Source organism: Kitasatospora sp. NPDC001603 (assembly GCF_040298365.1).
Lineage (GTDB): Bacteria > Actinomycetota > Actinomycetes > Streptomycetales > Streptomycetaceae > Kitasatospora.
In genome coordinates this window covers 81,152-87,298 of record NZ_JBEPAA010000036.1, presented here as the reverse complement: position 1 = coordinate 87,298, position 6,147 = coordinate 81,152, and the positions used below count along the sequence as shown (strand labels likewise).

5 protein-coding genes are annotated in these 6,147 nt (G+C 72.0%); all 5 read right to left on the bottom strand.

Annotated elements, in window-relative coordinates; all coding sequences use genetic code 11:
• Window positions 1–709 precede the first annotated feature (709 nt).
• The gene (locus ABT263_RS22645; RefSeq protein ID WP_352292638.1) at window positions 710–2,701 is read right to left on the bottom strand and encodes an ATP-binding cassette domain-containing protein; all 1,992 of its coding nucleotides are present in this window, start codon (window positions 2,699–2,701) and stop codon (window positions 710–712) included.
• Between the two features lie 85 nt (window positions 2,702–2,786).
• A complete protein-coding gene (locus tag ABT263_RS22640) occupies window positions 2,787–3,113 on the bottom strand; it encodes a MazG-like family protein (RefSeq protein ID WP_352292636.1) in 327 nt (108 codons plus the stop codon).
• Window positions 3,114–3,858: 745 nt separating this feature from the next.
• Window positions 3,859–4,380, bottom strand: a complete 522-nt coding sequence (locus tag ABT263_RS22635; protein WP_352292634.1) for a TerD family protein — start codon at window positions 4,378–4,380, stop codon at window positions 3,859–3,861.
• A 762-nt stretch (window positions 4,381–5,142) separates the two neighbouring features.
• Window positions 5,143–5,595, bottom strand: a complete 453-nt coding sequence (locus ABT263_RS22630) for an ATP-binding protein (protein ID WP_352292632.1) — start codon at window positions 5,593–5,595, stop codon at window positions 5,143–5,145.
• Between the two features lie 107 nt (window positions 5,596–5,702).
• Window positions 5,703–6,092, bottom strand: coding sequence for an STAS domain-containing protein (locus ABT263_RS22625; protein WP_352292630.1), 390 nt, complete (start codon window positions 6,090–6,092; stop codon window positions 5,703–5,705).
• Between the last annotated feature and the right edge of the window lie 55 nt (window positions 6,093–6,147).

The following is a 6,147-nucleotide window of genomic DNA, read 5'->3' as shown; positions in this document are numbered from 1 at the left end:
AAACCACCTCCACACAAAACCACCACCAACCCCCCCTACCTCTCTCCCCCCCCCCCCCCCCCCCCGCGCGCGCGCGGGGCGGCCGCGCCCCCCCCCCCCCCCCCCGGCGGCCGTCCCGGGCCCGCCCCAACAGGTCGCCCCGGTCTTTGCCCGACCTTGCCGCGGCTTGACCGCAACCGAGGTACGGGCGTAGCGCGTCCCGCCCGGCCCGCCGGTCAAACTCCGGTGAGACTCGTCAACCTTCGATGACCGTGCCAGGCGGCGGGCGGCCGTCTGCTCCGCCGTGGCGAACGGCGTCGCCTCGACCGTGGTGAGCGTGCCGCTCGGGTCGGCGTGCTGCTGCGCGTCGGCCACCGTCTGCAGGATCCTCTCCGTGATCTCCCAGAGTCCGGAGAGCAGGGGCCGCGACCCTGCGGTCAGCCTGCCGGTCCGCCACAGGTTGGGGCCCGGAGGTGGGCGAGCCCCCCGTCGGAGGACGGCCGATCGGGCGTCGAAGCGGAGGGCCAGGCGAGGACCCTGCTGACGAGGAGCGCCTCGTCAGCAGGGTGCGCGATCACGGCGAGCGCGGAGGACGGCTGCGGCAAGGGAGCGCCTCTCATCGGTGTGCAGCGGTGCAGGAAGGCGGGACCACCGGTTGCCGGACGTCGGGGTGCGAGGCAGAGCCGGGACGGTGAGCGAGGAGCTTCGCTGGCCGGTGCCCGGATCGGGCTCAGCGGGTGTCGGCGTCGGCCCGGCCGCGGGCCTGGCCGGGGACGGTGGTCTCGTACTGGTGTGCCTGCAGCAGATACGCCTCCCGGTACCGGGAGGGGGGTTGGCGGGTCATGAGGTCGGTGTGGTTGCCCTCCTCGGTGAGCTTGCCGTGGTCGAGGACGAAGATGTGGTCGGCTTTCGCGGTGGCCCCGAGGCGGTGGGTGATGAGGACGACGGTGACGCCGAGGTCGCTGAGACGGCGGATCTGCTCGAAGGCTTCGACTTCGGCCTGGGGATCGAGGGCGGAGGTCGGCTCGTCGACGACGACCAGCGCGGGGAGGCGGCCGTCCGTGTCGGGGGTGGTCAGGCGTAGGCGGGTGCGGGCGAGGGCGACCTTCTGCCACTGTCCGCCGGAGAGGTTCACTCCGCCCTCGAACCCCTTGGCCAGCAAAGTGTCCCAGCCGCGGGGCAGTTCGTCGATCACCGTCTGCAGGTCGGCGTGGTCGGCGACGGTGTCCAGGCGCTCCTGGTCCAGGGGGACTTCGGGGCGTCCCAGCAGGAGGTTGGCCCGCACCGTGAAGATCCAGCGCTGGAAGTTCTGCGCGAGCAGGGTGACCGAACGGAACTGCTGGTGACGGTCGGCCGAAGCGGTGTCGACCCCGTCCCACAGCACCCTGCCCTGGTGGGGCTGGTAGACGCCGCACAGGATGTGGGCGAGCGTGGACTTGCCCGACCCGTTCGCGCCGACGAGAGCCACGACTTTCCCGCGCGGAAGGGTGAGGGTGACCTTGTCCAGGGCCGGGGTGTCGCGGCCGGGGTAGCTGAAGGTGACATCCTCGACGCTGATCGTCTCAGGGCGGTCCGGCAGGGGGGTACCTCCGGTGGGGATCGCCCGGAGGTGGCCGTCGCGGCGCAGCTGGTCGAGGTCGCGCACGAAGAGCGACTCCTCGTAGAGGCGGTTGATCTGGGCGACGAGGCCGCCGATGCTCGCGGATCCGGTGCGGATCGCGACGACGGCGGTGCCGGCGGCGGCGAGGGGGATCACGCCGTCCATGACGAGCCAGCCGAGCACGGCGAACGCTCCCGTGGTGGCGAGGCCGGCGAGGGCGGCGGTGAGCAGGTCGGTGCGGGCGCGGGCGCCGGCGAGGCGGGCCTGTTCCCTCTCGGCGGAAGCGGCCATCTGTTCGTAGTGGTGGAGGAGGAAGGGTCCGCTGGCGTGGACGCGCTGCTCGGCCGCGGAGTAGGGGCGGATCATCATGTCCGCCAGTGCGCTGCTGGCCCGGGAGTGCTGGAGCCAGGCGCGGGTGGAGGCGTACTGGCGGCGGGCGGTGAGCACGGCGCCCCAGCCGCGTGGCGCGGTGATCAGTACCAGCATCGGCAGCAGGGCGGGGTGGAGGAGGGACAGGACGCCGGCTGCGGAGATCAGCGACAGTCCTGCGGTGAGCACGGAGGTGGCCTGGCCGATGATGTTCTGCAGGGACATCGCGCCCCAGCGGGCGCTGTCGACCTCGGCGAGGAACTCGGGGTCCTCGATGGCCTCCAGCTCGGAGCGGCTGACGATGCCCAGGAACTCCACCGTCGCCCGACGGAAGACGGCGGGCTCCAGCTTTCCGCCCGCCCAACCGGAGGCCACGGACAGGCACGAGGAGAACGCGGCCAGGAACCCGACGGCGACGACCGCCGGGACGGCGGCCCGCAGTACCTGTCCGACCTCTCCCGGGGCGAGGGCCGCGGACAGGGCGCGGTTGGTGGCGATCAGCGCGCCGGCCGCGGCAAGGCCGCGGAGGACCTCCACGCCGATCAGGGCGACCAGCGCCCGGGGGTCGGCCTCCCACGCCATCCGGCCGGCCAGACGCAGGAAGCGGGGCATCTGCCGGGCCACCGCCCAGAACGTGACCTCCCCGCTGGCCATCTCGTGCTTGGCCCAGCCGTAGTCGTAGCGCATCGGCCCGCCGAACAGCAGCTGCTCGCTGTCGGAGACCTCCTCGGCGCGATTCGGAGTCCTGCTCATCCGGTTCCTTCCGTCGACGGGTGGGCGTACGGGCGTGGAGCCCGAGGGCGGGAGTGGACTCCCGGTCTCGGGCTGCGGCGGGTGCTCAGGCCGGGGTGCTCCCGTGGGCGTCGCGGGCGGCGACCGAGCGAAGGTGCTCGTCGAAGAACCGGCGGGGGTCGCCGCCCATCCGGGCGAGCATCACCAGGGCGGACAGCGCCACGTCGCAGGTCTCCTTGCGCACGTCGTCCCAGTCGTGGGAGAACCCCTTGCGGGGATTGGCGCCGAGGGCCCCGATGACGGCCTCCGCGACCTCCCCGGCCTCCTCCTGGAGCTTCAGAGCCTGCACCGTCCAGCGCAGCTCCTCGCTGCGGTCGAAGTGCACATCGAGCCTACTGGCAAGGGAGTTGACAATCTGCCAGGTCTGTTCCATGAGTGAGGATCCTGCCCCTGTTCGAATGGGGCGAGCAAGCCGATTCCTAATCTGGCGGTTCCCGGCGAGCCCGGCACTTTTCGATTCCCCGGCGGCCCGATCAGCCATGCCGGGTTCGCCCGGGCCTGGACGCGATAGTCGGCCAGTGAGGCAGCCTTGTGGGCCAGGCAGGAAGCCCTGGCCCGGCTACGCGAAGGCCCCGGCGGACGCCGCCCACCACCACGACGGGAACGTCCGCGACCTGCTCAAGCCGCTGCTGGCCGACGAGGAGGCCGGACCGCAGTGTTCGGGTTCCTCGACACCTGGGACGCCCGGAGTGGCGTGCTGCGCCTGCGGCCGGTCGACGGCCACCGCGGCCTGCCGGTGGCGCAGTCGCGGTAATGCCGCCCCGGCTGGTACTTCGTGGGGGCTGCCGCTCCGTGAGGGGTGCCGCGCTCCGACGGGCAGCGGTGCGTGCCACCGGTCAGCCGACCAGGGTTCCGTGGGTGATCGCCTCGCACCCAGGGTCCTGGGCCTGGGGCGGCGGGCGGCAGGTTCAGGGCGGGCGCGATGGTGTCGGGGGTTAGCGGGATCTCTCGCGCCGGCCGCACGTGCGCGAGATCGTGCGAGCCCAGCTGCGAATGCCCAATGCCCTCCTGCACACCGGAGGCGGGGGTGAACTGCTGGTGCGGGAGATCGCGGACGGCATCAGGAGGGTAGTTCAAGGCATCCCGGCCTACTCGTACCCGACCTTCTGCAACAGGTTTCAGGTGCCCATGATCCTCGCGAAAGTCGCCGGATCGGCATCGAAGCCGTAGACGCCGGGCTGGAATCCCCAGGCCCCCGAGCTGTCCCGGACGAACTCCGCGACCCTCGCCGCTGTCGCCTCACCGGCGCCGGCGAAGTCCACAGCCGCGAACTCATCGCGCCCGTTCCGGATCTTCACCACGGGGTTCGCTATGTCCCCGAACGTCAGTCGGCCGGCGTTCTGTTGGATGGCGACGCCCACGACCACCCGGACGTAGCGGTCGGCCAGACGGTCGAGCTCCAGGACGAGGCGTTCGTCGACGCCGAGGCCCTTGCCGTCAAGGCTGTCTCGGGTGAGGGTGATCGTGCCGTCGGGAGCGCGGCTGTCGAAATGAACCAGGTAGGCGGGGGCGCCGGACGGGGCGGGGGCGGTGTATGTCGCGGCGACGAGGTCCAGATCGTGACGGGCCGAACCTGCGGGACTCGGATCCCACAACAGGCCTACTTCGATCCGTTCCAGACCCTTGTTGAGACTGCTCACCGGACTGTCCCTTCGTCGTCGTACCGACCGGATTTGCGCTGTCGCGTACCAGTCCTCGGTGGTCAAGAGCATTGCACTACTGTGTAATTGACATACTATCAATGCCAACCGGGGCCTCGGGTCGACATGGGCGTGACCGTGCTCGTCATCGAACCCCAAATCCGCCCTCTCCGTGACCTACACAGACTTCGGGCCCCGCGAGACCTTCGCCGCCCCGGCAGCGGCCGCTGGCTGACCGGCGGCACCGCAGAGCCGCTGCCCACCCGAGCCACCGGCCCGGGGTGGGCAGCTCACGCGCGCAGGCCCTCATGGCGGCTTCTGTCGCGGCCGGCCTGTGTGAGCTCCAGGGATTCGTCGGCCGGGAGCTCGGGCCGCGCGTAGCGCACCTGACGCAGCGTGGCGGCCCCTGTCCCGCCCGGTCCGTGGTAAACGGTGGCGCGTACCGGCCGAGGTGGCGCAGCGCGGCCGCAGGGTGCGACGTTCGGGGCTGTTGAAGCCGGTGCCTACCGATCCGGCGTAGGAGGTCCTGACAAGCCCCGGCGGTGTGGCGCGCCGCGCTCGCCCACAGCCCGGACGAGCACTTCGCCCAACTCGCCCCGGAGGACGCGTTCGCCCGGATCCGGCGCCTGGCCCGCGCGCCGCCACCCGAGCCGGTTGCCCCCCTCGCCCCCCTCCTTGCCGCCGCACTGCGGACAATCGGCCGCGGCCGGGCGGGGCCGGCTGCGTGGTCGGCTCCCTGGCACGGCCTGTGGTGGGGGAGCGTCAGGGACGAGGCGGTGCCGGGGCGTCGATCTCGGCCCAGACCGTCTTGCCCCAGGACTGGAGTGCGGCGCCCCAGCGGTCGCTGGTGCAGGCGATGATGTGGAGGCCGTGGCCGCCCGGCCGGGCGGGAAGGTGCGGCTCGCGGGCGACGGGCAGGACCGGGGAGCCGTCACTGACCTCGATCCGCAGCCTTTGCCCGGTCGCGTCCAGGACCAGCTCCAGCGGGCCGTCGGCGTGCAGCAGCGTATTGGCGACCAGCTCCGCCACCAGGAGCACGATGTCGCCCTGGCCGGGCCACGACCAGTCGTCCAGCGCGGTCTGGACGAAGGCCCGCGCCGCAGCGACGGGCCTGTGCTGCCCGGCGAGCGGCAGGCGGCGGCGCTGCCCGCCAGGCGGCATCGTCAGTGCCGCGGTGGGCCGGTGGCCGTTGAGGGTCGGCCCGGGTGCGCTCATTCGGTCAGCCCTTCGTATCAGCGGTCTTGAGCTGCGACTGCCCGCTGCGCCGCGACTCAGACCACAAATCTGCTCGTACCGCCCGCGCGGCGGTGCGAAGCCGGTGCTCACGAGGCCTCCGGGAGAGCAGCCCCCACCGTGGGGCACACATCGAAGACCGCAGCGCAGCCGGTTATTTCGAGTAGCCGCCGCACCGGCTCCGACACCGCGGCCAGCCTCAGCTGCGCCCCGGCCGCGATCGCGTTCGCACGGACCTTCAGGAGGAGGTTGAGGGCGGAGGAGTCGCAGAAGGTGACCTGCTCAAGGTCGGCGATCACGACCTGGTTGTCCCAGAAGGCGCGCTCCAGAGCCTCCTGGGCCGGCAGCAGGGTCTCGATGTCCAGGTCGCCGGCGATGGCGACCACAGTGTGACCGGGCGCCAATCGCATCTCGACGTGCACACCCTCCTCGTCGAGATCCGCTGCTCCGAGCGCGGGCGGCTCATGGCGTGCCGACATCCTCATCCCCTCCTGGAACTGCGTCGTGTCGGTCCGCACGCTCGGGGCGGGGCGG